This window comes from Bradyrhizobium sp. UFLA05-109 (genome assembly GCF_054185165.1).
This window is the reverse complement of sequence record NZ_JBBIAR010000062.1, coordinates 24,192-48,732: the sequence shown is the minus strand read 5'-3', so window position 1 is coordinate 48,732 and position 24,541 is coordinate 24,192. Positions and strand designations below refer to the sequence as shown.

At 64.8% G+C, this 24,541-nt stretch carries 18 protein-coding genes; 10 read left to right on the top strand and 8 right to left on the bottom strand.

All coding sequences use genetic code 11. The annotated features are described in order from the left end of the window. Positions 1 to 4: 4 nt before the first annotated feature. Positions 5 to 229, bottom strand: a complete 225-nt coding sequence (locus Q3C01_RS34315; RefSeq protein ID WP_458149695.1) for a DUF2783 domain-containing protein — start codon at positions 227 to 229, stop codon at positions 5 to 7. A gap of 11 nt (positions 230 to 240) precedes the next feature. Next, on the bottom strand, positions 241 to 1,854 hold the full coding sequence (locus tag Q3C01_RS34310) for an FAD-dependent oxidoreductase (RefSeq protein WP_458149694.1): 1,614 nt from the start codon (positions 1,852 to 1,854) through the stop codon (positions 241 to 243). Positions 1,855 to 1,964: 110 nt separating this feature from the next. Between Q3C01_RS34310 and Q3C01_RS34305 the strand changes: the two genes are divergently transcribed. Further along, entirely contained in the window at positions 1,965 to 2,507 is a 543-nt protein-coding gene (locus Q3C01_RS34305) for a MarR family winged helix-turn-helix transcriptional regulator (protein ID WP_458149693.1), read from the top strand. A gap of 42 nt (positions 2,508 to 2,549) precedes the next feature. Here Q3C01_RS34305 and Q3C01_RS34300 read toward each other — a convergent pair whose 3' ends face one another. Further along, positions 2,550 to 2,759, bottom strand: a complete 210-nt coding sequence (locus tag Q3C01_RS34300) for a hypothetical protein (RefSeq protein WP_458149692.1) — start codon at positions 2,757 to 2,759, stop codon at positions 2,550 to 2,552. 152 nt (positions 2,760 to 2,911) lie between these two features. Between Q3C01_RS34300 and Q3C01_RS34295 the strand changes: the two genes are divergently transcribed. Beyond that, complete coding sequence (locus Q3C01_RS34295) at positions 2,912 to 3,280, top strand: hypothetical protein (protein WP_458149691.1); 369 nt, start codon at positions 2,912 to 2,914, stop codon at positions 3,278 to 3,280. Positions 3,281 to 3,631: 351 nt separating this feature from the next. On the opposite strand, the gene Q3C01_RS34290 is transcribed toward Q3C01_RS34295, so the two are convergent. Then, positions 3,632 to 4,438, bottom strand: coding sequence for an N-acyl homoserine lactonase family protein (locus Q3C01_RS34290; RefSeq protein WP_458149690.1), 807 nt, complete (start codon positions 4,436 to 4,438; stop codon positions 3,632 to 3,634). Positions 4,439 to 4,801: 363 nt separating this feature from the next. On the opposite strand from Q3C01_RS34290, the gene Q3C01_RS34285 reads away from it, so the two are divergent. The 4 genes from Q3C01_RS34285 to Q3C01_RS34270 all read left to right on the top strand — a co-directional run bounded on the left by Q3C01_RS34285 (position 4,802) and on the right by Q3C01_RS34270 (position 11,423). Next, positions 4,802 to 6,376: a caspase family protein gene (locus Q3C01_RS34285; protein ID WP_458149689.1), complete on the top strand. Its 1,575-nt coding sequence runs from the start codon at positions 4,802 to 4,804 to the stop codon at positions 6,374 to 6,376. 122 nt (positions 6,377 to 6,498) lie between these two features. Further along, positions 6,499 to 7,173 (top strand): OmpA family protein, encoded by a 675-nt coding sequence (locus tag Q3C01_RS34280; RefSeq protein WP_458149688.1) that lies wholly within the window; start codon positions 6,499 to 6,501, stop codon positions 7,171 to 7,173. Between the two features lie 156 nt (positions 7,174 to 7,329). Then, complete coding sequence (locus Q3C01_RS34275; protein WP_458149687.1) at positions 7,330 to 8,259, top strand: efflux RND transporter periplasmic adaptor subunit; 930 nt, start codon at positions 7,330 to 7,332, stop codon at positions 8,257 to 8,259. Continuing rightward, on the top strand, positions 8,259 to 11,423 hold the full coding sequence (locus tag Q3C01_RS34270; protein ID WP_458149686.1) for an efflux RND transporter permease subunit: 3,165 nt from the start codon (positions 8,259 to 8,261) through the stop codon (positions 11,421 to 11,423). The genes Q3C01_RS34275 and Q3C01_RS34270 overlap by 1 nt, the downstream gene beginning before the upstream one ends. A gap of 13 nt (positions 11,424 to 11,436) precedes the next feature. Here Q3C01_RS34270 and Q3C01_RS34265 read toward each other — a convergent pair whose 3' ends face one another. Further along, complete coding sequence (locus Q3C01_RS34265) at positions 11,437 to 12,111, bottom strand: Crp/Fnr family transcriptional regulator (protein ID WP_458149685.1); 675 nt, start codon at positions 12,109 to 12,111, stop codon at positions 11,437 to 11,439. 234 nt (positions 12,112 to 12,345) lie between these two features. Here Q3C01_RS34265 and Q3C01_RS34260 point away from each other — a divergent pair, with 234 nt between their 5' ends. The 3 genes from Q3C01_RS34260 (at position 12,346) to Q3C01_RS34250 (ending at position 18,130) form a co-directional block, all read left to right on the top strand. After that, entirely contained in the window at positions 12,346 to 14,391 is a 2,046-nt protein-coding gene (locus Q3C01_RS34260) for an AsmA family protein (protein WP_458149684.1), read from the top strand. A gap of 176 nt (positions 14,392 to 14,567) precedes the next feature. Then, on the top strand, positions 14,568 to 17,015 hold the full coding sequence (locus Q3C01_RS34255; RefSeq protein ID WP_458149683.1) for an adenylate/guanylate cyclase domain-containing protein: 2,448 nt from the start codon (positions 14,568 to 14,570) through the stop codon (positions 17,013 to 17,015). Between the two features lie 233 nt (positions 17,016 to 17,248). Then, positions 17,249 to 18,130: a hypothetical protein gene (locus Q3C01_RS34250; protein WP_458149682.1), complete on the top strand. Its 882-nt coding sequence runs from the start codon at positions 17,249 to 17,251 to the stop codon at positions 18,128 to 18,130. 275 nt (positions 18,131 to 18,405) lie between these two features. On the opposite strand, the gene Q3C01_RS34245 is transcribed toward Q3C01_RS34250, so the two are convergent. Continuing rightward, positions 18,406 to 19,662: a Spy/CpxP family protein refolding chaperone gene (locus Q3C01_RS34245; protein ID WP_458149681.1), complete on the bottom strand. Its 1,257-nt coding sequence runs from the start codon at positions 19,660 to 19,662 to the stop codon at positions 18,406 to 18,408. Positions 19,663 to 19,799: 137 nt separating this feature from the next. After that, complete coding sequence (locus Q3C01_RS34240) at positions 19,800 to 20,771, bottom strand: LysM peptidoglycan-binding domain-containing protein (RefSeq protein WP_458149680.1); 972 nt, start codon at positions 20,769 to 20,771, stop codon at positions 19,800 to 19,802. A 294-nt stretch (positions 20,772 to 21,065) separates the two neighbouring features. Between Q3C01_RS34240 and Q3C01_RS34235 the strand changes: the two genes are divergently transcribed. Continuing rightward, the gene (locus tag Q3C01_RS34235; protein WP_458149679.1) at positions 21,066 to 21,422 is read left to right on the top strand and encodes a hypothetical protein; all 357 of its coding nucleotides are present in this window, start codon (positions 21,066 to 21,068) and stop codon (positions 21,420 to 21,422) included. A 181-nt stretch (positions 21,423 to 21,603) separates the two neighbouring features. On the opposite strand, the gene Q3C01_RS34230 is transcribed toward Q3C01_RS34235, so the two are convergent. Next, positions 21,604 to 23,703 (bottom strand): methyl-accepting chemotaxis protein, encoded by a 2,100-nt coding sequence (locus Q3C01_RS34230; protein ID WP_458149678.1) that lies wholly within the window; start codon positions 23,701 to 23,703, stop codon positions 21,604 to 21,606. Between the last annotated feature and the right edge of the window lie 838 nt (positions 23,704 to 24,541).

Here is a 24,541-nt window from a genome sequence, read left to right as displayed (position 1 = left end):
ACGGTTATTGTTGTTGCTGTTGTTGCTGCTGGCCGTCGACCATGCGGCACCTGGCGAGCACGATCGCTTCCTTGAGCACGTCGATGTCGCCGATATGGTTGGCGAGGATCAGGACCAAGGCGGCGTCGAAATCCGCGCTCTGCTCTTCGGTCAGGCCGCGATGCGCTTCCACGATGGCGCGGAAGGCGTCGTCGGGCCGCGCGAAATTCGAGCTGGTGGAGAGAGCCATTGGCAAAACCTTCAGTTCAAGCCTTGAGCGCGCGACAATGCCGCTGCGACCAGCGCCTTTGTCGGATGACGGAAGCGGGCCGCGACGTAGCCATCAGGCCGCAGCAGATAGGCCGTATCAGGCTCGGCGTCGTAGCGCTTCGCAGCCAGCCCGCCGGGGTCGATCAGTCCGTTCTCGCCGCCGATGCGGATGTCCTTGACGCCGCCAGGTAGCTCGATGGCCGCGCCATTATCAAACCCGAGCATGGCAAAACCCGTTCCACCCTTGCGGAACATATCGGTCAAATAGGCGCCCTCGCCCGCACGCGTCGCGACAGGTGCATCCAGCATGGAACAGCCGGGACGCGGACCACCGCTCCATGTGTCCGCGTCCACGGAGGACAGCGGCGAGTCGTAACTGCAGGGCACCGATAACCGGCCACCATTGACCATGCGCTTGCCAAACTCGGTTTCCTTCGCCAGCGACAGCACCGCCTTGCGCAGCCGCGCCTCCTGATGCGAGTTCGGCGCCATGAAATCCGTCGAGCGGGTCGATTCGCGGATGTTCTCGTCGGCCGCCATGCTGCGCTCGACATGGTAGCTCTCGAGCAGGGTTGCCGGTGATTGGCCGCGCAGCACCCGGTCGAGCTTCCAGGAGAGGTTCTCCGCGTCCTCAAGTCCGGAGTTGGCGCCGCGCGCACCGAAGGGCGAAACCTGGTGCGCGGAGTCGCCTGCGAAGATCACGCGGCCGTGGATGAAGCGATCCATCCGCCGACACTGGAATTTGTAGAGCGATATCCATTCGAAATCGAACTTGTCGTGCCCGAGCATGCGCGCGATGCGCGGCCGCACGTTTTCCGGCTTCTTCTCCACGGCCGGATCGGCATAGCGATTGAGCTGGAGGTCGATGCGCCAGACGTCGTCCGGCTGCTTGTGCAAGAGCGCTGATCGGCCGGCATGAAAGGGGGGATCGAACCAGAACCAGCGCTCGGTCGGGAATTCAGCGGTCATCTTGACGTCGGCGATCAGAAATTGATCCTCGAACACCTGGCCGGCGAATTCAGCGCCCACCATCTGCCGCAGCGAAGAGCGCGCGCCGTCGCAGGCGATGACGTATTGTGCGGAGAGGCGATAGGCGCCTTCCGGCGTCTCGATCGTCAGCAGGGCGCAATCGTTGCGTTGCTCGAGCGCCGTCAACTTGTTGCGCCAGCGCAGGTCGATCTCCGGCAGGTCCCCGATGCGATCGACCAGATAGGCTTCCGCGTAATATTGCTGGAGGTTGATGAAGGCAGGCCGCTTGTGACCCTCTTCCGGCAAGAGGTTGAACTGGTAGAGCTGGGACTCGCCGTGGAAGATCTTGCCGACGCTCCATACCACGCCCTTCTCGACCATGCGGTCGCCGACGCCGAGCCGGTCCCAATATTCCAGCGAGCGTTTTGAGAAGCAGATGGCGCGCGAGCCCTCACCGATGCGGTCGGCATCGTCAAGCAGCACCACGCGCTGGCCGCGCTGCGCCAGATCGAGCGCAAGCGACAACCCGACCGGTCCGGCGCCCACCACCACGATCGCATGCTCCGCCGGAGCCTGGCCGGGGCGATCCTGGTCGGGGTGGCGGCGATAGCCGAACTGGGTTTTTGCCTGCGCCATGCGCTAACCTTTCGCTCTGGTCAGGAGGGGACTTATCTGCTAGATAGTCTCACGTGCAACTATCTTGGACCGGCCGCCGCCGTCCGTCAACTGGCATTCGGAGCGATTTTTTGGCGAGGACATCGGGCGACACCGCATTGAGAGCAAAGGAAGCGGACGAGGCGGCTTCGAGGCCGAAGGCGCGGCTCGACCTGTTCAAGTTCGTGCCCTTTCGCCTGAACCGCCTGGCTGCAGAGGTGAGTTCCGCACTCGCGGTCGAGTATCAGGAGCAGCACGGGCTCGACATTCCGGCCTGGCGCGTGCTTGCGACGCTCGGCTTCCGCAACGATGCCTGTAGCGCGCAGTTCATCTCGCAATGCACCCGCACGCACAAATCCACGATCAGCCGCGCGGTCACCGCGCTGCTGCATGACGGCCTGATCGAGCGCGTCGAGAACGAAGCCGACCGTCGCGAATTCCGCCTGCAACTCACGAAGAAGGGGCGCGCGCTCTATGAAGAGCTGTTTCCGCAATTGTTGCGGCGGGAGGACGAAATCCTCAGCTGCCTCTCCGCGCAGGAGCGCAAGCAATTGTCGGCACTGCTCGGCAAGATCGAGCAGAGCCTCGATTTGATCCAAACCAGCGAAGAGGCGGATGCGAAGCAGGCGTATTAGGGTGCGGATTCATAAGGGCGCGGAAGTTAGCTTCTGACGCCCTCAGGTTGGCGGCGGAACGGAGCATCGCGAACGGCGAGCGACCTCGATTGCTGCTTCGACTAGGTTTGCGGCGACCTCTTTGCCAAAGGTGTTGATTGTGATCGGACCTTCATCCGGCACGCTAACGTCAAAGAGCATATCTCCTTCGTCGGAAAGGACCTCCATGCGAATGCCGTCAAAGGCGACATCCGACGCCCATTGATATTTCACGATACTACCTTCGAATGTTAACTTTCCCACGCTGAGAGCTCATCATGTAATAGGCCGCCTCAGTTGGCCGCCTCCTTCGTATCAGATCAAGTTCGCGATGTCGCTTTCTTGGGCCCATGGCGGACATCCGCCTAATAGGTTACGGTCTCCGCATGAATGGAGACATAATCACGGCGATGCTAGCACCACTTATGTTCTTTGAAGAACGGTGCGAGGACAAGGGAACACTTCGAAAACTGATCGCGCTGGCCAATGACAAGTCCCGCCGCAAGCAAGCGCATGCCCTGTTCAATGAAATCAGAAATAAGACGCTAGCGGCACATAGACGCGAGGATCAGCTAGCTGTCGCTCAATACGCCTTCGAAGAGATTTGTGCCAAGACACTCTACAATATCACCTATGAGCCCGCGCCATTCGATCCCGACTCGCCGTTTTGGGTCTTGCCGCGCGCGGTGAAACTCGGACAAATGCTCGGCATCACAGACGCTGGCGTGATAAGCCCGCTGTTGGGATCAAAGTAAGTCGTCTTCTGACCCGACTCGGACCTCTGGCGAGGTCCGCTATCAGGGCACCGCGGACCTCATACGCGCCCTGACTTAGCTGACCCTCACGGTGAGGAGGCGCGCAAGCGCCGTCTAGCGGACGATGCTTCGCATCGCCGCGAGAACCATGAAGGCCCCCGCTTCTGCATCTTGGCCTGCATCCTTCGAGACGGCCGCTGCGCCCTCCTCGGGATGAGGGATTGAGAGCGCGGCTTCGCTCTCTCTCCTCGTCATTCCGGTGCGCGACGAAGTCGCGAGCCCGGAATCCAGAAGTTGTGGCGCGAGATTCCGGGTTCGCGCTGACGCGCGCCCCGGAATGACGGAGATGCGTCACTTCGCAAACGACCGCGTCGGCGGCAGGTGCAGTGCCCAGGCATCGACCTTGTCGCTGGCGCGCGGATAGATCTCGGTGACCAGCGGATCATGTCCGGGGATGAAGCGATCGGGATGACCGGCGAGGCGCTCGATCGTCTCCCAGCCTGCGGCCATGTCGCCGACATTGTAGACGATCGGGAACGGGCTGCGCCGCTGCAGATTGGCGTAATAGTGCGCAGCGTCGGAGGCGAGCACCACGGGCCCGCGCGCCGTCTCGACCCTGACCACCTGCAAGCCGTCGGAATGGCCGCCGACGCGATGCACGGTCACGCCAGGCGCCACCTCGCCGTCGCCGGAATAGAAGCTGACGCGCTCGCCATAGACATGGCGCACCATCTGCGTGACGTGCTCGACCGAGAATGGATGTCGCAATAGGCCGTTGCACATGCAGCGGCCAGTCGCGTAAGCCATCTCGCGCTCCTGCAGATGGAAGCGCGCATTCGGAAAGCGATCGAGGTTGCCGGCGTGGTCGTAATGCAGATGCGTCACGATGATGTCGGCAATGGCTGATGCCTTGACACCAAAGCGCTCCAGCGCGTCGACCGGATTGAGCGTCAGCTTGCGGGCGCGCAAGGTGGCTTCCTCGGCATTGAAGCCGGTATCGACCAGGATATCGCGGCCGCCCCCACGGATCAGCCAGACGAAATAGTCGAGATCCTGCGCGGTGCTCTCATGCGGGTCCGGCGACAGGAAGTTCATGTGGGGGGTGCGGGGCGACATCGTCGCGTAGCGCAGTGCGTAGACTTCGTAGAGATTTCCCATGGTGCACTTTTTTCGTTGAAGGGAGGCTGAGAGCGGTCGCGAACGCAGCAAGCCATCGCCGGACGCAAAGGTCAAACATCGCCCCTGGCGCTGCCGCCGTGTGAGACCGATCACATTTTTGTCGCGATGGCCGCGCTAAGAGAGGTATCCCCGCCGGGCTCCCCTCCGATCGAGCGATGCCGTGACAGCCGCTTTAGTCCCTTCCATCTTTTCCGCGGCGTCGCGGTCAATTGTCGCGATAACGCCGTGTCTCCAAGCGGTTGACGCCCCCACCCCCCGGTTTGATAATGCAAATTGCGTAAGTTAAGGTCGCCGTGGCGCAAAGCTTGCGAACGGCGCCTTTTTGGCTGGACCGCGCTCGTTATGAAGATTCGCTTTCTTTCGCTTCTGCTCTTGACGTTCTCGGTCGTCCTGACCGCCCCGTCCTTTGCCGCCGGCGACCGCTATGCGCTGGTCATCGGCAATGCCAAGTATCCTGATGCCGACAGCCCGCTGAAGGAGCCGATCAACGACGCACGCGACGTCGCCGACGAGCTCAAGCATGACGGCTTTACCGTCGATGTCGGCGAGAACCTGACCGGCGACGGCATGCGCCGGGCCTTCGACAAGCTCTATGGCAAGATCAAGCCCGGCGCGGTCGTGCTGATCTTCTACAGCGGCTTCGGCATCCAGTCCGCGCGCCAGAGTTACATGATCCCGGTCGACGCCCAGATCTGGACCGAGTCCGACGTGCGCCGCGACGGCTTCAGCATCGAGACCGTGCTCGGCGAGATCAACACCCGCGGCGCCGGCGTCAAGATCGCGCTGATCGATGCCTCCCGGCGCAACCCGTTCGAGCGGCGGTTCCGCAGCTTCTCCGCGGGCCTCGCCCCGGTGATCGCGCCGAACGGCACGCTGGTGATGTATTCGGCAGCCTTGAGCTCGGTGACCTCGGATGCCGGCGGTGACCGCAGCCTGTTCGTCCAGGAACTTTTGAAGGAAATCCGCGTCCCCGACCTGATGGCGGAGGAAACGCTGAACCGCACCAAGATGGGCGTCACCCGCGCCTCGCGCAACGAGCAGGTGCCGTGGATCTCGTCCTCGCTGGCCGAGGATTTCTCCTTCATTCCGGGCGCCAGCGGATCGCGGCCGGCGGCCACGACACAGCCGACCACCCCGTCGCCGGTCCCACCCGCGCCCACGCCGCCGGTGGTTGCAAACAACCCGCCTGCACCGACACCTGCCCAAACTCCCGCTGCCCCGGCACCGCCCGCCCCGCCGAAGCCGCAGGTCGAAGCGAATGTTGCTCCGCCCCCCGCTCCTGCGCCTTCCCCCGCTCCTGCACCGTCACCGAAGCCGCAGGTTGATGCGGCTATTCCCCCGCCGCAGCCGCCGGCCAAGCCGGCCGACGTCGGCACCAGTCCCAATACCGGCGACACCGGACCGAGCCAGGCCACGCTGGCGGACGACCCGACCATCAAGAGCCTGACCGCCAAGATTGCGGCCAACCCCGACGACGTGAACGCGCTCTACCGGCGCGGCCAGGTCTATGCCAGCAAGGGCGCCTATAACCTTGCGATCAAGGATTTCGACGACACGATCCGGATCAATCCCAAGGACGTCGAGGCCCTCAACAACCGCTGCTGGACCCGTACCGTGATCGGCGACCTCCAGGGCGCGCTGAAGGATTGCAACGAGGCCTTGCGGCTGCGCCCGAACTTCGTCGATGCGCTGGACAGCCGCGGCCTGGTCAACCTGAAATCCGGCGCGGTGAAGAACGCCATCTCGGATTTCGATGCGGCACTGAAGATCAACCCGCGCCTGACCTCGTCGCTCTATGGGCGGGGGCTTGCCAAGCAGCGCAACGGCTCGGCCCCGGAAGGCGCGCTGGACATTGCGAATGCCAAGGCGATGGATCCGAACATCGTCCAGGAGTTCGCAAGTTACGGAGTCCGTTGACATTTTTTTGAGATTCGGGGCGACGCGCCTCGAACCCCCGAGAGCTCTGCGGAGACCAAGGGAAGGATGCCGCAAGGGCGCTTCCGGGCTTGTTGCAGGAATTTTTGCAGGAGGGACTGGCAATGAGATTGGCTGCAAAGGGCGTGACCGCGCTTCTCTCGATCCTCACGATCAGCGCCGCGCTGACGCTGCCGCTGGGAAGCGCATTCGCGGGCGACGACAAGGACACCAATAACAACGTCACCGAGGACCAGATCGTCCGGGCGCTCGCGCCACCGAAGAAGCCCCTGACGCGTGGCCTCTCGATCGGACCGCAAACCACCGATCCGGCGCCGAGCGCCGCCGAGACCAAATTGCTCCAGAGCGTGCGGGGCCGCGCCACGCGCTCGCTCTCAGTGACCGAACGCGAGGAAATCGCAGCCGCCGCCAAGGACAAGCCGAATATCGATCTCGAGATCACCTTCGACTACAACTCGGCCAATATCAGCGCCAAGTCGATGCCATCCGTGCAGGCGCTCGGCCGCGCATTGACCAATCCCGACCTCAAGGGCTCGACCTTCGTCGTCGCCGGCCACACCGACGCCGCCGGGGGCGAAGGCTACAACCAGGACCTGTCGGAGCGCCGCGCCGACTCGATCAAGCGCTACCTCATCGACAAGTACAGCATTCCCGCGGCCGATCTCGTCACCGTCGGCTATGGCAAGAGCAAGCTGAAGGATCCGAGCCAGCCGATGGCCGAGGTCAATCGCCGGGTGCAGGTCGTCAATATGGAAAACAAGACCACTGCGTCCAAGTAACGGCGACAATTGTTCAAGTGCCTCGTCGTGATGTGGTAAATCCGTGTGTCCGACGCGCGTCCCGCAGCCTTGCGGGACGCAGCTTCGTTTCGGGGAAACTCTTTCAGTGGCGGGCCGCGAGCGGGCGACAGCGAGCCAGGCCAGGATGATCCGGCGATGAACATCACCGAATACCTCAAGCCTGCGGGAACCGCGGCGTTCATCGTCGTGCTCGGCGCCGGCTATTACTGGTTCGAGCACCGCCATCGCCCGGAAGTGAAGGAGACGCCGGGCGAAGCCGTCGTGGTCGTGACCAAATCGACCAATGCCTGCTTCTCCGATCTGGTGCGCGTGACCGGTTTCTTCGTGCCGCGCCGCGAGGCCGTGGTGACTGCCGACCAGGAAGGATCGCGCGTCACCGACCTCTTCGTCGCCGAAGGCGCCACCGTCACCGAGAACCAGGAACTGGCGCGGCTGAGCCCGCCTCCGCAGATGCCGGGACAGCCGGCGCGACCGGGACCGCAGGGACCGATCTCGCTCAAGGCACCCGCCGCAGGCCTCGTCACCGAAGTCCGCACCGTCGTGGGCGCCCCGGCCTCGCCGCAGGCGGGTCCGATGTTCCGCATCGCCGTCGGCGGCGAGATCGAGCTCGATGCGCAGGTGCCGGCCGTGCACATGCCAAAACTCAATCCCGGCGCGACGGTTCGGATCAGCCGGGACGACGCCCCCGATCTGATCGGCCGGGTCCGACTGGTCTCGCCCGAGATCGACCGCGCCACGCAGCTCGGCCGCGTCCGGATCAGCGTTGCCAACAATCCGTCACTGAAGGTCGGCATGTTTGCCCGCGCCTCCATCGACGCCAAGCGGAGCTGCGGCGTTGCGGTTCCCAAGACCGCCATTGACCATCTCACCGTCCAGGTGGTCAAAGGAAACACGGTCGAGACGCGACGGGTGCGGGTCGGGCTGACCTCTGATACCGCAATGGAAATCCTGGAAGGTCTCGACGTCGGCGAGATCGTCGTGGCCGACGCCGGCTCTTCGCTCCATGACGGCGACCAGATCAAGACCGTCTTCGCCGATGAACTCGATCGATCGCGAGTACGCTGATGGCTCTCAATATCTCGGCATGGTCGATCCGCAATCCGCTGCCGTCGGTCGTCTTTTCCATCATTCTCCTGATCCTCGGCTGGGTGTCCTTCACCAAGCTCGCGGTGACGCGATTGCCTTCAGCCGACATCCCCGTGATCTCGGTGGCGGTGTCGCAATTCGGCGCAGCTCCCGCCGAGCTTGAATCCCAGGTCACCAAGACGGTTGAAGACGCGGTCTCCGGCGTCGAAGGCGTGCGGCACATCACTTCGCAGATCACCGACGGCCTGTCGGTGACGACGATCCAGTTCGCCCTGGAAACCAACACCGACCGCGCGCTGAACGACGTCAAGGACGCGGTGACGCGGGTGCGCTCCAACCTGCCGCAGAACGTCACCGAGCCATTGATCCAGCGCGTCGACGTCATCGGCCTGCCGATCGTCACCTATGCCGCGATCTCGCCCGGCAAGACGCCGGAACAGCTCTCCTATTTCGTCGACGACGTGGTCAAGCGCGCGCTGCAGGGCGTGCGCGGTGTCGCCCAGGTCGAGCGCATCGGCGGTGTCGAGCGCGAGATCCTGGTCTCGCTCGATCCGGACCGGCTGCAGGCCATGGGGCTGACGGCCGTCAATGTCAGCCAGAGCCTGCGCGGCACCAATGTCGACGTCGCCGGCGGCCGCGCCGAGATCGGCAAGAACGATCAGGCGATCCGGACGCTGGCCGGCGCCAAGACGCTGAGCGACCTGGCCGGCACCATGATCCCGCTGTTCGGCGGCGGCGAGGTCCGGCTCGACGATCTCGGCACAGTCACCGACACCATCGCCGACCGCCGCACCTTCGCCCGCTTCAACGGCGAGCCGGTCGTCGCCCTCGGCATCAAGCGTTCGAAGGGCGCCAGCGACGTGGTGGTCGCCGCCGCCGTGCAGAAGCGCATCGATGCGCTCAAGATCGCCTATCCCGACGTCGACCTGAAGCTGATCGACACCTCGGTCGAATACACCAAGGGCAATTACGAGGCCGCGATCTCGACCCTGTTCGAGGGCGCGATCCTTGCCGTCATCATCGTGCTGCTGTTCCTGCGCGACCTGCGCGCCACCATCATCGCCGCGATCTCGCTGCCGCTGTCGATCTTCCCGGCATTCTGGGCGATGGATCTTCTCGGCTTCTCGCTCAATCTCGTCAGCTTCCTCGCCATCACGCTGTCGACCGGAATTCTGGTCGACGACGCCATCGTCGAGATCGAGAACATCGTGCGGCACATGAACATGGGCAAATCGCCCTATCGTGCCGCGCTGGAAGCAGCCGACGAGATCGGGCTCGCGGTCATCGCGATCTCGCTGACGATCATCGCGATCTTTGCACCCGCAAGCTTCATGTCCGGCATCGCCGGGCAGTTCTTCAAGCAGTTCGGCATCACCGTCTCGGTGCAAGTGTTCTTCTCGCTGCTCGCCGCGCGCTTCGTCACGCCGATGCTGGCGGCCTATTTCCTCAAGCATCACAATCACGAGGAACCGCCGCCAGGCCGCGTGCTGCGCACCTACCACAAGATCGTGGCGTGGTCGGTGAAGCACTATTTCATCACCGTGCTGATCGGCTTCGGCATCTTCGCCGCGTCGATCTGGAGCATCACGCTGTTGCCGCAGGGCTTCCTGCCGGCGCAGGACAGTGCGCGATCGCTGCTCGCGATCGAGCTGCCGCCGGGCACCCAGCTCTCCTATACCGAGAAGGTCACCGAGAACATCGTCGCGCGGCTGCGCCAGCGGCCCGAGGTGAAGAGCATATTCGTCGACGGCGGCCGCGTCCCGCCGGGCACGCAGGAAGTCCGGCGCGCCTCCCTGATCATCAACTATACGCCGAAGAACGAGCGCAAGATCACCCAGCGCGAGCTCGAATCCTCGATCAGCCAGGAGCTCGAGAGCATCCCCGACATCCGCTTCTGGTTCCTCGACGAGAACGGCCTGCGCGCGATCTCGCTGGTCGTCACAGGTGTCGACGCCAACATCGTCAACAACGTTGCGAGCGAGCTTGCGACGCAGATGAAGCGGATCCCGACCATCTCCGACGTGATCTCGGAAACCGCACTGGAGCGGCCCGAGCTGCGCATCGAGCCCCGCGCCGAGCTTGCGGCACGGCTCGGTGTCTCGACCGAAATCCTGTCGCAGACCATCCGCGTCGCGACCATCGGCGACGTGGGACCTGCGCTCGCGAAGTTCGACGTCGGCGACCGGCTGGTGCCGGTCCGCGTTCAGCTCGAAGATGCCGCGCGCGGCAATTTGAAAACGCTCGAACAGTTGCGGGTGCCGCTCGGCGAGCGCGGCGAGAAGGGCGGCGTACCGCTCTCGGTCATCGCCGACGTCAAGCTCGACCAGGGCCCGACCACCATCAACCGCTACGACCGTGAACGTCAGGCGACCGTCGCCGCCGACCTCGTCGGCCACGCCGCGCTCGGCGATGCCACGCGGAAGATCTACGAGCTGCCGGTGATGAAGAGCCTGCCGAAGGGCGTGAGGGTCAGCCCGTCCGGCGACGCCGAAAGCCTGAACGAGCTGTCGGATGGTTTCGCCACCGCGATCACCGCCGGCCTGATGATGGTCTATGCCGTGCTGGTGCTGCTATTCGGCACCTTCCTGCAGCCGATCACCATCCTGTTCTCACTGCCGCTCTCGATCGGCGGTGCGATCGCCGCGCTGCTCGTGACCGGCAAGCAACTCACTACGCCGGTATGGATCGGCATTTTGATGCTGATGGGCATCGTGACCAAGAACGCGATCATGCTGGTCGAATTTGCGATCGAAGCGATCCGCGCAGGCAAGCCGCGCGACGAAGCCATGATCGACGCCGGCATGAAGCGCGCCCGCCCCATCGTGATGACCACGATCGCGATGGTCGCCGGCATGATGCCGAGCGCGCTCGCGGTCGGCGCCGGCGGCGAGTTCCGCTCGCCGATGGCGCTCGCGGTGATCGGCGGCCTGATCTTCTCCACCGTGCTGTCGCTGGTGTTCGTGCCCGCGATGTTCATGGTGATGGACGACATCGGCGCGCTGAGCTGGCGCTTCGGCAAGCGGCTGATCGTTCACAGCGCAGATACGGACGCCGACGAGCACCATGCTGCGCCGACGGTCGCGGCTACACCTGCTCAAGCAACACCGGTGCCGAAGAGCATCGTGCATCCGGCGGCGGAGTAGGCGTTACCTACCCCTATTCATTCCGCGCGATCGACGTCAGCTTGGCCATGTTCTTGAGCAGGATCCGACCACGCTGCAGGTCGAGGATCGCCTCCTTGCGCCAGGCCTGGAGCTGACGATTGACGCTTTCGCGGGCGGCGCCGACGAAGACGCCGAGCTGCTCCTGCGAGATATGCACCTCCGAGCCGAAATCGGCGGCGAGCGCGCACAGCCTGCGGGCAAGCCGCACCGGCAGGGGCTGGAGCATGGACTCTTCCATGCGCTCGCTCTGCCAGCGGATGCGCTGACACAAGAGCGTGATGATCTTGATCGCGACCTTCGGCTCGCGCTCCAGGAAGGCGAGGAAATCCTCGCGCCGCAGCACGAACAGCTCGCTGGCCTCGCCCGCGGTCGCATCCGCGGTGCGGTCCTGGCCGTCGAGCACGGCGACCTCGCCGAACAGGTCTCCCGGTCCCATGAAATTCAGCGTCAGCCTGCTGCCATCAGGGGCGCCGGTCTCGATCCGGACCTGGCCGCGGCGGACGCCAAACAGCCCATCGCCGGGGTCCCCTTTCTGGAACAGCACTTCGCCATTCGCCAGATGCTGGGTATGGCAGAGATTGGACAAGCGCTGCAGTTCGTCCGCACCGAGGTCGGCGAACATCGGATTCATTTTCAGAATGACCGCAAATTCGGCCTGTTTGCTCATGGCAATTTCCTTTGCAATCCCTTGGTAATCCCCTTGGCAATTCCCCCGGAACCATCAACATCAGACTCGCGGAAAACCCGCGGAGAGAAGTGTGTCATAAGTCACATAACTTTGCAGCACCTCCTGTTTATTTTTGGCAGCTTGGAGCGGTTTCCCCTCCCGGGATAGACTGACGGGCAACGGACGGGTGATCGGGCCGGCCGGGTTCGATACCGCTCCGTTTGGAAAGTCGACATGAGAGCAGTGAAATTCGCCGGCGCTGCGGTCGCCGCCGTCATCATCGTCATCGCGCTTCTGCTGGTGATCGGGGTCCCCTCCGGATTCCTGACCTCGGCAATCACCTCGCGGGTAGAAAGCGCGACCGGCTACCGCCTGACGATCGCGGGCACCACGAAGGTCAGCGTATGGCCGACGCTGAATGTGACGCTGAGCGACCTCACGCTCCAGGATCCGAAGGACCACACCGGCATCAATCGCCTCACCATCGACAACGTTCAGGCCGACATGTCGCTGGCGAGCGTGTGGTCGGGACATCCGAAGATCGGCGATCTCGTCGTCACCCATCCCGTACTCTACCAGCCGCTGCTGCGCGAGCGCAGGCCGAACGCGGCCGCTGCATCGAAGCCGGCGGTGCCGCTGGCCGCCGGTGACGTCAGCATCGACCGCCTCAAGGTCGCCGACGGCGAAGTGGCGTTCTCGGTCGCCCGCGACCGTGTCGAGAGCCGGCTCAGCGCGATCAACGCGGATGCGACCATGAATGCCGAGCGCAAGGTCAGTCTCAAGGGCACGGCGCGGGCTGGCGATCACGGCATCAAGTTCGACATCAAGGCCGTGATGCCTGCGGCGCCGGTCGAGCGGCAGACGATCCCGCTCGACTTCGCCATCGACGCACCGAGCCTGTTGCAGTCGCAGCTCAGCGGCCACGCCGAGGCTCGGCTCAACGGCTCGGTCGTGATGGTCAATGGCATCAACGGCGCGCTTGGCGAAGGCGCGTTCAACGGCTGGGCCTCGGTCGACATCGCCAGCAAGCCGCTGCTCAAGCTCGATCTCGACTTCCAGCGGCTCGACATTCCCCTGTCGAAATCGGCCGACGGTGCCGCCGGCCAGCCCTGGAGCGATGCGCCGATCAGCATCTCCGCACTCAACTATGTCGACGCGCAGATGCGGGTCTCGGCGACCGAGGCCAATATCGGCGAAGCGCGTTTTGGACCTCTTGCGCTCGATGCAAAGCTCGCCGGCGGCGTGCTGAAGGCCGGTACGACCAATCTCGGCGCCTATGGCGGCCAGGTCTCCGGCGAGGTGATCTTGGATGCGACCGGCGGCGCGCCGAGCTTTGCCATGCATTCCGACCTCGTCGGCGTGCGCGCATTGCCGCTGCTCAAGGGGCTCGCCGATTTCGACCGGCTCGACGGCAAGCTGCAGGCAAAGATCGCGGTGCGCTCTGCAGGCGTCAGCCAGCGTGCGTTGATGGCGAACATGCAGGGCACGGCGTTCGCCAATTTCCAGGACGGCGCCATCCGCGGCATCAATGTCGCGCAGATGATCCGCTCGCTGACCACGTCCACCCTGTCCGGCTGGCAGGACAGCCAGGAGCAGAGCACGGATCTGACGCAGCTCTCAGCCTCCTTCAGCATCGACAAGGGCCAGGCGGTGACGACCGATCTCAACCTGATCGGCCCACTGGTGCGTGTGACCGGCGCCGGCACGATCGCGCTCGACACCAAGATGATGGGTTTTCGCGTCGAGCCGAAACTGGTGATGACCACCGAGGGCCAGGGCCGCACCTCCGATCCCATCGGCTTCGGCATTCCCGTGATGATCGAGGGCTCCTGGTCGCAGCCAAAAATCTATCCGGACATGGCGGGCATGCTCGACAATCCGGAGGCTGCCTATGCAAAGCTGCGCGAGATGGGCAAGGGCCTGTTCGGTCCCGATGGCGCCGGCCTGGGCAACATCCTGGGCAGCTTCGGTCTCGGCGGCGCTGCCCCAGGCGGAAACAATGCGGGCAATGCCAATCCGCAAGGACAGCCGCCGCAAAACAATCCGCTCGGCGGCGCGCTAGGCGAGGCGATCGGCAATCTGATCCAGCAGGGCCTGTCCGGCGGTGCCCCCGGGACCAGCACCGGCCGCAGCCGCGGCCTACCCGGAACGCCGGCGCAACCGGCGCCGCAAGCCTCACCGGCGCCGCCGGTCCAGGACAACCCGCCCGCCAACCCGCCCGCCGAACAGCAGGACAGCCAGCCGATGAATGACGTGCTGCGCCAGCTCTTTAACCGGTGATTTTTCCGGGCGGCGCGCCAGCGCAAAGCCCTGCTTACTGCGACGATTCGACGCCTGCGGAAGGCTCTCCTAGCCCACAATGGGTAACCACGCCGGCCGAGCTTACCGCCATGGCGGCTGAACTGTGCTAAAACGGCCCACAGCCCCAGCATCGGCCGTGGCGCGTGAGGATCTGGATGGCGGGAGCGAAAGACAAGACCTGGTTTTTCCGCGAGGGCCTGTTCGCCAAATACGTCGTCTCGCTCGTCGGCCTCGTCGTGTTCGTGCTCGCGGTCAACGGCGCGATGGAGACCTGGATCTCTTATCGCGCCACCAGGACAAGTCTGACCGACGGCCTCGAGGAGAAAGCGCAGGCCGTCTCCAAGCGCATCGAGCAATCGATGTCCGATCTCGAGCGCCAGATCAGCTGGGTAACGCGCGCCTCGCAGGACACCATCGAGAAGCGCCGCGCCGACTATGTCCAGCTCCTGAACCAGGTCCCGGCCGTGAGCCGGCTCACCCAGCTCGACGGCGAGGGCCAGGTGGTGCAACGCGTGTCGCGCGCCGCGGTCTCCAGCGGCAGCAGCACGGACTACGCGCGCGACATGCGCTTCACCGACGCCGTCGCTCGCGGCACCAGTTACGCGCCGGCTCATTTCATCGACCAGGAGCCGTTCATGACGATCTCGGTCGCGCATTCCGGCTTCAAGCCCGGCGTCACGCTGGCCGAGGTCGACCTCGGCTTCCTCGCCGAGTTGCTGTCCGACACCCAGGTCGGCAAGGTTGCGTTTGCCTATGTGGTTGATCCGCACGGCAGAGTGCTGGCGGCATCGTCAAAGGGGCCGGACGTCGCCGCCGACCTTTCGAAACTGCCGCAAGTCGCAGCCGCGATTGCCTCCGACCGCGACGGCGCGTCCTCCGGAGCCGACTTCAACGGCCACGCGGTGCTGACGGCTACAAGCGAGGTGCCAAAGCTCGACTGGACGGTGCTGTTCGAGCAGCCGACTGCGCAGGCGCTGACGCCGATCCGCGACCAGCTGGTGCGGGTCGCGCTTCTGATCGGCATGGGCCTGCTGGTTGCGATCCTCGCCGGCACGCTGCTGGCGCGGCGCATGCTCATCCCGATCACCGCGCTGCGTGCCGGTGCAAACCGGCTCGGCGAGGGCGATTTCAGCCACCGCATCGACGTGAAGACCTCCGATGAGCTGGAGGAGCTCGCCGGCCAGTTCAACCGCATGGCCGGCCAGATCCAGGAGACCTATTCGGTTCTCGAAACCAAGGTCGAGGAACGCACGCGCGACCTCGCGCAGTCCATCAACGAGCTCAAGGTTCTCGAGCAAGTCGGCCGCGCCGTCGCCTCCTCGCTCGATCTCGATGCGGTCTTGCCGACGATTGCCGCACGCGCGATCGAGATCACCCAGGCCGACGCGGTCTTGATCTACGGTTACGATGCCGAGAAGCACCAGTTCAACCTGGTCGAGGCCAACGGCATCGACAAGTCGACCGACGGCGCGCACGTCACCATCGACGAGGGCGCGAGCCTGCTCAGCGACGCCGCAAGGAGCGGAGAGCCGATCGCGCTTCCCGATCTCGATGAGGCCCCCGAGCAGCCTTTGCGCGACGTCGCGGTCAATGCCGGCTTCCACTCCGTGCTCGTGGTGCCGCTGGTCGACCAGCAGGGCACGCTCGGCTCGCTGGTGGTGCTGCGCCGCGCGGCTGGCGAGTTCCTAAGCAGCCTCACCGGATTGATGCGCACCTTCGCGCACCAGGCGGTGCTCGCGATGCGCAATGCGCGGCTCTTCACCGAGGTCGACCACAAAGGCCGCGAGCTTGCGGCCGCCCATGAGACGGTGCAGCAGCAGGCGACAAAATTGCAGGAGCAGACCGAGCAGCTCCGCAACTGGAACCGCTCGCTGGAAGAGCGCGTCGAAAAGCAGCTTGGCGAGATCGGCCGCATCAAGCGGCTCGAACGCTTCCTCGCCCCGCAGGTCGCACAGCTCATCGCTTCTTCCGACGGCCATGATGCGCTGCTCGACAGCCATCGCCGCGAGGTCACCGTCGTGTTCTGCGATTTGCGCGGCTTCACCTCATTCACCGAAGCGACCGAGCCGGAAGAGGCAATGAACGTGCTGCGCGAATACCACGCAGCGCTCGGCGATTTGATCCACCGCTACGAGGGCACGCTCGACCGCTTCGCCGGCGACGGCGTGATGATCCTGTTCAACGCACCGATTCAATTTGCCGACCACACCAAGCGCGCGGTGAAGATGGCCGTCGAGATGCGCGATGCGATCGGCAAGCTGACCGAGAAATGGAAGAACCGCGGCCATTCGCTCGGCTTCGGCGTCGGCGTCGCGCTCGGCTATGCCACGCTCGGCCAGATCGGCTTCGAGCAGCGACTGGAATACGCCGCGATCGGCAGCGTCACCAATCTCGCCTCGCGCCTGTGCGACGAGGCCAAGGCCGGACAGGTCGTGGTCGCGCGGCGCGTCTACGGCATCGTCGAGCCCTGGGTCGAAGCCCGCCCGCTCGATGATCTCCAGCTCAAGGGCTTCAATCACCCCGTGCTCGCGATGGAGATCCTGAGCTGGCGCGACGAAGTCGACAATGTCGTGGATGCGTCGGCGGCGCGGCGGAGGATGTGAGCGACGATGCGTGCCAAACACTCACTGTCATGCCCCGGCTTGACCGGGGCATCCAGTACGCCGCGGCTGCTCGATTGATCACCACCGTCTCTGGAATACTGGATCGCCCGATCAAGCCGGGCGATGACAGTTGAGAACGCGGCGCGCTCCTCCGGCAAAACTCCCTCCCCCGTCCCACGAACCTCACCGCTCCTGCCCACGACTAACGATCGCCTCGATCGCGAGGCGTTCGCATGAAGAGATCGATCGTGACGCTTGCCCCGCCTTCGCGCGCCTATGATTTGCAGATGCTGGATCGCGCCGCCGATCGGCAAAGCGACAATGGCTGGGTATTCGGCCTGCCGCCGGGTATCGCCAGCGAGCAGTGGCCGCTCGATCCGGTTTCCGGTTATCCGCTGATGCACGGCTTCACCTTGAAGCTGCCGGACGACTATCGCGTGCATGGCGATGACATCGTCGCGCTGTCGTTCTTCGCGCCCGCCCTTGACCACAATGGCGGCGGCGCGCCGGACGATCCTGAAATCCGCGAGGCGGTGCTAGCACACCCCTCACACCCGCGCCTCGCCCGCATGACGGACATTCTCGATTACGAATATGCCGCGCTTCTGCTGACGGCGCGCGAATATGTCGGCGCCTTCGCGATCCCGCCGGCACCGCTTGCGCTCGCGACCTTAGAGCGGCCGCGCTGGCTCGACGTCGGCGGGGCCAGCGCCTTTCACGAAGACGCCGCCCCCTACGCGAAGAAGATGTTCGCCGGCCCGCCGCGCGCCAATCTCGCCGAGAACCGAGCGATCGCGCTGCAACCGCGCGAGCGCGACCCCAACGCCGGCAAGGCGCCCCGAGACGAACATCTCTGGCGAGGCGAACCCACCGGCTACCAGCCCTATTACTACTATGTCGGCGATGCGAGCAGGCTGGAGAATTGGCGCGAGCACGACTGGGCCAAGAACCACGGCAACAATCATCTTGGCGGGACCATGCGACCCAACCAGTGGGTGCCGGAGATGAGCCCGTTCTACATCGAGTTCGAGGAAGAGTTCGGCGGCTACAATTTCGGCGGTGGCAACGCGCAGCTCGATTTCAAGGACATGAAGTTCGACTGGGCGTGCGGGTAGCGCGCAGGCTCGACAACGTCGCCTCCGCTGCATTCCCTCCCCCCTTGCGGGCAGGGCCATCGCATATGGGCATTCACCAGAGGTCGTCATGCCCGGGCTTGTCCCGGGCATCCACGTTCTTGGTGCCGGGGCAAGGCGTGGATGGCCGGGACAAGCCCGGTCACGACGATCTGGAAGCTTCAACGCCTCGAGCTCTCACATCAAATGCGATAGCCCTGCCGCAAGGCGGAGGGAGAAGAGTGTCCATGTGGCGACAGCCCGCACCTCTCCGCTGCTCACACGCCCCGCTTCAGCCCCATCGCCTCGAACTGCGTCTTCTGCTCGTCGGAGAGCCCCCACTCGAAATCGTCGAGCGCGTCGCCTACGGTCTTCACCGTCTCGAGCACGGCATCGAGCCGCGCCTTCACCGCCTTGAGGCGAGCTTGAGGGGTGTGCAGGTTCTGCGGCGGACAGGGGGACAAGGCCTCCATGGTGCGCATGGTGGTGTCTTGCAGCACCTCCAGCGCAGCGCGCTTGGTATCGTCGAGGCGAAGGGCAGCACCGATCTCGTCGGCCGGCCACTGCTGCTTTACGAGCTGCTCGTACTGACGCTGGGCCTGCTCGTCGCTCGGGAGCTCAGCGGGCGCTTTGCACGCCGCGGCCTGCATCTCCTTGCGCTTGGTCTCGGCAGCATTCGCGCGACTGTCCTTGCCGAGCGCGTTGAGGCGCGACTTCTGCTCGTCGTCGAGCAGGCCGTAGAATTTTGCGAGCGATGGTGCGGCCGCATCCACCGCGTTGATCATCGCCTCGAGGCGGCGCTGCATCAGCGCGAAGCGATCGATCGCATTGGCGGCCGCATCGGTCGGGCAGGATGAGCGGATCGTCGCACCAGCCGAGCCCCACGCACTTGCGAGCTCGTCGAGGCCGGCGCGCTGGACCTCGTTCGGCTGCACCGTGCGCAGGATGGCATCGATCGGAAGGCCCACGGCATCGCCGGTGTCGCAGAGCTGCTGGAGCTCGGGGACCCTGCGGTGACGACGGCCGGTCGCCGTGTAGGCGGCGAGCTCGGTCGGGGCATAGGGCGCGAAGATCGCGGCATAGATATCGCCATAGCCATAAGCCCACAGCGCGGTGCCGTCGCCGCGCATCGTGAAATCGGTGATGTCGTCATCGGCGAACGGCCAGAACAGGGGGCCGACCCAGCCATAGGTCCCGTCGGCGTGCTGCCACCAGCCCTGCTCGGCGCGCCCGCCGCGCCAGCCGGCCAGCGCCGCAACGGCCGTGAGCTGGGCCCGAACGGTCGGGCGGACGGCGTCCGCGGCAGAGCGAAGATCCTGCGGATGCAGCGCCGCCATCCGGGCATGGCCGCGCCGCGCCGCCAAACGCATGTGGCGGATGCCGGCAACCCCGAGCATACGCGCCATCGCAAAGCGTGCCACGCCAAGCGGGCCGCCGACTCGCAGCCCGAAGCCGGCCTCGGCCACGTCAGGCAGCAGCGCGAGAACGACCAGCGCGATCCCGGCGGCCGCAAATCCAAAGCGGGATTTCGACATGATGGTCACCCTGGCTCACTCCTCAGCACCAAGTCTCCGGGTCGAGCCGCATCTCGTCACAACGAGAATGACGCGCAGTGGAACAGAAAGTTCCCGCGCTCAGTAACCCACCCTACAATTTACGGAGCGAGAACCCCTCACCTTGCCTTGCGCGGCAAGACGAATGTCTGGCCGGGATAGATCCGGTCCGGGTTGTGGATCTTGTCGCGGTTCGCGTTGTAGATCAGGGCGTAGTTGAGGCCGTCGCCATAGGCGCGGCGGCTGATCTGCCAGAGGCTGTCGCCTCGGATGACGATGCGGCTGTTGGCAATCGCCCCCGTCGCCTCCACCCTGGAGCGCAACGGGCCCTTCTCGACGGGCGATGCGGCGGCGAGTGCCAGAACCGATTGTGCGGTGCTTGGCGATGCAGCCTGCGATGCCGCCGGACTGTCTTCCTTCGCAGACACTTCCTTGGCAGCGGGCGTATCCTTTGCAACCTTGGCGACATCGGTACGCGCTTGTGCGGCGCGCGGTGGCTGCGCCATCGCGTTCAGCGTCACGGGAACGTCGGTTCTCGATTTCGTCACGCTGCCGTCCGGCGCCGTCGATTGCAGGCTGAGCTTGTAGCTGCCCGGCGGCAGCTTGGGCGGGGTCATCACGAACAGGCCGGACGCATCGGCGACTGCGGATGCATGGCTCTCACCATCGCGCAGCAGCTCGACGCGGGCGCCCGGCGCGGCGCGACCGGCGATCACCGCCTCGCCGTCGTCATCGACGCGAGCGACATCGAAGCGCGGTCCGGTCTCCTCGCTGGCAGTGGGCGGCGGAGCGGTTGGCGTCGGCAGATCGGCAAGCGCGGTCTCGGCTTTGCCGAGCGCATTGGCGACGTCATTGCTGGGCGACGCTGACGGTGCGACGGACGGCGCACTCGGCGGCAGGAATGTGGGCGGCGCCGCGCGTGCCGTCCGGGCCTCCGGCTTGGATTCGGCATTGCCGTCGGCGACCTTGGCCTCGGGCTGGCCACGCAAAGCCTGCCACAGCCCACCGGTGCCGACAGCGATCGCTGTACCCCCGGCCGCAACCAGCAGGAATGAGCAAACGGCGATTGTCGCCTTCGATGCGATCACCATGAATCCCAAAGCCCCTTAAAGCCCTTCACGACAAATCACGAACGCAAACTGCGCTCAATTCGCGCGCGCATCAAGTCGGCAAAATGGACGATCGGCAATCGGTCACAACTTCTGACCGATAGGGCCGCAGTGATGCGCGTTCCCAAATAGGATCAAAGCTTCGAGCCGCGGGTTGTCGCAATCGCTGATGCGGAACGGTCCAGCCGGGGGGTGTCAGCCGAAAATACATCACGTGCGCACCGGGCCTCCGGGGGCCGGACGGTCTTTTGCGTGCGAAACTCAAGAGGCGAAAGGATGTCTGTCGGCTATCGGTTACTGCCTCTCGTTGCGGCGCTTGCCCTGATCGGCGCCCCCGCACTAGGCCGCGACAACGGCCAGTTTGCAAATTCCCCCCTCAAAGGCTGGTTCGAAAGCCTGCACAGCAAAGGCGGTGGCCCGTGCTGCGCGGACGCCGACGGCACCGCGGTAGCCGATGCCGACTGGGACACCAGGGAAGGCCATTACCGCGTTCGTCTCGAAGGCATGTGGGTCGAGGTGCCCGACGACACCGTGATCACCGAGCCGAACCGCGCCGGTCGCACCATGGTCTGGCCGTACTACGTCAACGGCCGCACGCTGATCCGCTGCTTCATGCCCGGCAGCATGACGTGAGGCTTCGCGGGATTCGTAGGGTGGGTTGGCCCACCGGGTCCGCGCGAAGCGCGACCCGATGACAGGCGCCGGCGTAACCCATCATCCCGCGTACGAGACAAGCGGTGGGTTACGCCTTGCGCTGTCGCCTGTTGAGCAAGCGAGAACGTGACCGGCTACCCCACCCTACCGCACTGCAAAACTACGCCGCCCTGAGATCCTCGACGAAGCGATCGACCTCGCGCTTCAGGTCGTCCGAGAGGCGCGACAGCATCTTGGCCGAATCGAGTACCTCGCCGGCGGCCGCACCGGTCTGGCCGGCGGCCTGCGAGACGCCGGAGATGTGACGCGAGACTTCCGTGGTGCCCTGGGAGGCCTGCTGCACGTTGCGGGCAATCTCGCGCGTGGCGGCGCCCTGCTCTTCGACCGCGGCGGCGATCGCGGCGGCGATCTCGTTGACGCGCTGGATGGTGGTGCCGATCGACTGGATCGCGGTCACCGACGAACGCGTCGCGCCCTGGATTGCGGCGACCTGGCCGGTGATCTCTTCAGTCGCCTTCGCGGTTTGCGTCGCGAGATTCTTCACCTCGGCTGCGACCACGGCAAAGCCGCGGCCGGCTTCACCGGCGCGCGCGGCCTCGATGGTGGCGTTGAGCGCCAGCAGGTTGGTCTGTTCTGCGATGCCCGTGATCAGTTCGACGACATCGCCGATGCGCTGGGCGGCGTCCGCCAGCGCCTGCACCTCGCCATTGGTACGATCGGCTTCCGCGGCGGCAGCGCCGGCGATACTCGAGGATTCCGCGACCTGGCGGCTGATCTCGGCGATCGAGGCCGACAGCTCTTCCGTGGCAGCGGCAACGGTCTGCACGTTGGATGACGCATCACCCGAGAGGGACGCAACGGAGGCCGCTTTAGAGGAGCCCTGCTCGGCGGTCGACGACATCGACTGCGCGGTACCGTTCAGCTCGCCGGACGCCGAGGCAAGCGTATGCAGTGATGCCGTGACGGTCTTCTCGAACTCTCCGATCAGCCGCTCGACAGCAAGCTGGCGCCGCTCTCTCCGACCCTGCTCGTCCGCCTGCTCCTCGGCGAGGCGATCGCCCGTGATCATGTTCTCCTTGAAGACCGACACCGCGCGCGACATCTCGCCGATCTCGTCGCCACGCTCGATGCCGGCGAGTTCGATCGCATAGTCCCGCTCAGCGAGGCGCTGCATCGCCTGGGTCAGCTTGCGGATCGGGACGCTGACGCGGCGGTTGACGAGGATGAAGCCGAACACGGTGATGGCGAGCGCGACCAGCATCATCGCGCCGTTGAACACCAGGCTCCACTTCGCCGAGCTCATTTGCTGGCCGGCGCGCGCGACCATCTCGGCAAGCGCAACCTGACCGGCCTCGACGCTGGAGTTGAGGATGGCGGTGTTGAGCTTGGAGAGGTCCTCGACCTTGATGTCGATCGTCTGGTTGTTGCTCAGCGCCTTGATGAATCCCTGCTGGCGCTCGACCATGGCGGCGGCTTCGCCCTGCTTCGAGCGCGCGATCACGTCGGTGAGGCCGGCGGGCGCGTCGGCGCGGCCGGCTGCGTCCAGCACCTGGCTCCAGGCCTGCTTGGCACGGCCGGTATCCTCGGCGGCGCCGACCATGTCGGCGGCGCTCCAGGGTTTTGCACTGGCCGCCGCGGCTTCCAGGCGGATCGCGATCAGGCCGCCGAAATTGCGCGCGGCCCAGGCCGACTGCTTCACGCCCAGGAGATGATCGACCACGGGATCGCTCAGCTTCAGCGCGTTCTCGAGCTCACCCGTCAGCGCCAGAATCCCGTCGAGATAGTCCTGCGCGGTCCTGCGGAAATCGTCGGCGAGCTTCGTGTCGCGCTCGGCTCTCGCCTGGTGGATGGCGGCTTCCGCCTTGGGCCGGAGCGACACGAGCGCATCGTGGATTGCGACCAGCCTGCTCAGGGCGCCGGCGAGACGGGAATCGGTCACGCCCTCGAGACGCTCGAGCACGATCTTATAGGCGACTTCCGACGATTGCCGGTTGGTGGCGATGCGATTGTCAGCATTGGCGTTGGCCGGCCCCTCCGCCAGCAGCGCCGACAGGAAGGTGCCGCGCTCCAAGCGAAAGCCGAGCAGGGTCGCAAACAGCTGCTGGTCGGTGCCGGCAAAGCGCTCGAGCTTCTGCGCCGTGGCGTTGCGCTCAACGGCGCCATAGAGTCCGGTCGCGAGCTGGGCGATCAGAAACAGGCCGAGGATGCCGATGATGGCGCCGAGAACCGAACGAATGGAGGGATTGCCGAACAATTTCATTGCGGGGCCGCATCCTTTAAAAAGATGCGGAAAAATACCGTCGCGCTCCTAAGATTTGGTTCACCTCGATGCCGGCAAGGGCCGTGGCGTCGAATAATGACGCGCGGAAGGGCAAACTCCGCAGAACTACGGAGACACGCAGCCAGGACGCTGCGCGATCTTCAGGACCGTTTCGCCGCGCGCACTTCCGCGAACTCGGCATCGGGATGCGCGACGATGGTCGCGAACATGATGCCGCTAATGATGATCGACCAGGCGGTGTCCCAATAAATCCAAAACACGTCAGCCTCCGCAAAAACCTCCCGCCGCATGCAGGAATTCTAGAACAGCCGAACGACGATGCCGTTCCTCTTTTGCTGCGGCCTGTGAGCGCACTCAAGAATCAACCTTGGACCAGTTCTTGAACCAACCCTGTCCCGTATCCTGAGGCCAATCTCTTGCCGAACTGTCACCTGTTGGTCGGCGGCGGCCTCTGATCGGTTTGATGGCTCCGATGCTTTGCCATCACATCTTCATCGCGCTGGCTGGTTTTTGGGCGTGGCGGAGATTTCGGCTGGCCGGCCTGGCCGCCATGCTTGCCGCCCATGTCGGGCTTGCCTTCAAGATCGTTTTCGCGGGGCAATGGTCAAGCTCCTCTTTCGAAAGGCCTGCCCCACACTCATGCCCACCCTATTGATTGGCATCGCGGGACCGGCTTTGCGACGCCCGACTGATACAATTTCGACATCGATCGATCCAAACTGGATTTTGGTGGAATGGCAGGCAGCCTTGTATCCTCGCGGGAACCAAGAAAAGCCTTGCCGGACGGCAATGGCGATTTTGGAAAGCTGGAGGAAGC

Coding starts and splice junctions, on each gene's coding strand:
- Q3C01_RS34265 (WP_458149685.1), bottom strand. CDS start 12,111: ATGAGCAAACAGGCCGAATTTGCGGTCATTCTGAAAATGAATCCGATG.
- Q3C01_RS34280 (WP_458149688.1), top strand. CDS start 6,499: ATGAGATTGGCTGCAAAGGGCGTGACCGCGCTTCTCTCGATCCTCACG.
- Q3C01_RS34230 (WP_458149678.1), bottom strand. CDS start 23,703: ATGAAATTGTTCGGCAATCCCTCCATTCGTTCGGTTCTCGGCGCCATC.
- Q3C01_RS34315 (WP_458149695.1), bottom strand. CDS start 229: ATGGCTCTCTCCACCAGCTCGAATTTCGCGCGGCCCGACGACGCCTTC.
- Q3C01_RS34245 (WP_458149681.1), bottom strand. CDS start 19,662: ATGTCGAAATCCCGCTTTGGATTTGCGGCCGCCGGGATCGCGCTGGTC.
- Q3C01_RS34275 (WP_458149687.1), top strand. CDS start 7,330: ATGAACATCACCGAATACCTCAAGCCTGCGGGAACCGCGGCGTTCATC.
- Q3C01_RS34310 (WP_458149694.1), bottom strand. CDS start 1,854: ATGGCGCAGGCAAAAACCCAGTTCGGCTATCGCCGCCACCCCGACCAG.
- Q3C01_RS34235 (WP_458149679.1), top strand. CDS start 21,066: ATGTCTGTCGGCTATCGGTTACTGCCTCTCGTTGCGGCGCTTGCCCTG.
- Q3C01_RS34240 (WP_458149680.1), bottom strand. CDS start 20,771: ATGGTGATCGCATCGAAGGCGACAATCGCCGTTTGCTCATTCCTGCTG.
- Q3C01_RS34270 (WP_458149686.1), top strand. CDS start 8,259: ATGGCTCTCAATATCTCGGCATGGTCGATCCGCAATCCGCTGCCGTCG.
- Q3C01_RS34295 (WP_458149691.1), top strand. CDS start 2,912: ATGAATGGAGACATAATCACGGCGATGCTAGCACCACTTATGTTCTTT.
- Q3C01_RS34260 (WP_458149684.1), top strand. CDS start 12,346: ATGAGAGCAGTGAAATTCGCCGGCGCTGCGGTCGCCGCCGTCATCATC.
- Q3C01_RS34255 (WP_458149683.1), top strand. CDS start 14,568: ATGGCGGGAGCGAAAGACAAGACCTGGTTTTTCCGCGAGGGCCTGTTC.
- Q3C01_RS34250 (WP_458149682.1), top strand. CDS start 17,249: ATGAAGAGATCGATCGTGACGCTTGCCCCGCCTTCGCGCGCCTATGAT.
- Q3C01_RS34285 (WP_458149689.1), top strand. CDS start 4,802: ATGAAGATTCGCTTTCTTTCGCTTCTGCTCTTGACGTTCTCGGTCGTC.
- Q3C01_RS34290 (WP_458149690.1), bottom strand. CDS start 4,438: ATGGGAAATCTCTACGAAGTCTACGCACTGCGCTACGCGACGATGTCG.